This window comes from Microtetraspora sp. AC03309 (genome assembly GCF_020826795.1).
GTDB classification, from domain to species: Bacteria; Actinomycetota; Actinomycetes; order Streptosporangiales; family Streptosporangiaceae; genus Microtetraspora; species Microtetraspora glauca.
Genome location: NZ_JADDIL010000399.1, coordinates 1 through 564 on the forward strand (window position 1 = coordinate 1; position 564 = coordinate 564).

Genomic DNA, 564 nt, shown 5'->3' on the forward strand with positions numbered 1-564 from the left:
ATCGAGACGGGCGCGTCTTTGCGCAGCGTGTCACCCAGCGCGTTGAGCGCGTAGCGCCCGTCACGGGTGCGGCGGAAGATCCCCTCGCTGACCAGGGCGCGCATCAGCCGGTCCAGGGCGTCGGGGTCGGCCTCGACCCGTCTGGCCAGTTCCTCGGGATGCAGTGGGCCGGCGACCAGCGCGTCGGCCACGCCGAGCTGCGCGGCGACGGTGATGCCCTGGGCCACCCAGGCACCGAGAATCATCTCCAGCATCGCCGCGGGAGCCGGTACTGCGCGTTGATGAAGGCGACGCAGGTGATGGCGGACGCGTTCGATCGCGCGAACCAATCCGGCGGGTGGCACTTTGGCGGGAGTCACCGGATGACTGTAGGGCAGGTGGGCCGAGGTGCTGATGTCTTTCGAGATGGTGGGGTTGTTGCGGGTGGACGAGGCGCTCGCCGGCCGGGCGCCTTCCCGCCCGTGCAATTCTCGATGGTGTGCAGATCACGCAGACCAGCACGGCTGACATCCCGGAGCTGTATCGGTGGCTTGCTCCGGTAACCGGGCCCATCGACGACACGGC

The 564-nt window shown here is 69.0% G+C and carries 1 protein-coding gene; it reads right to left on the reverse strand.

Features of this window, described 5'->3' with window-relative positions; genetic code table 11:
- Positions 1-254: methyltransferase dimerization domain-containing protein (locus tag IMZ11_RS43540; protein ID WP_305075957.1), on the reverse strand; the 254-nt coding region annotated here is incomplete at its 3' end.
- Positions 255-564 lie beyond the last annotated feature (310 nt).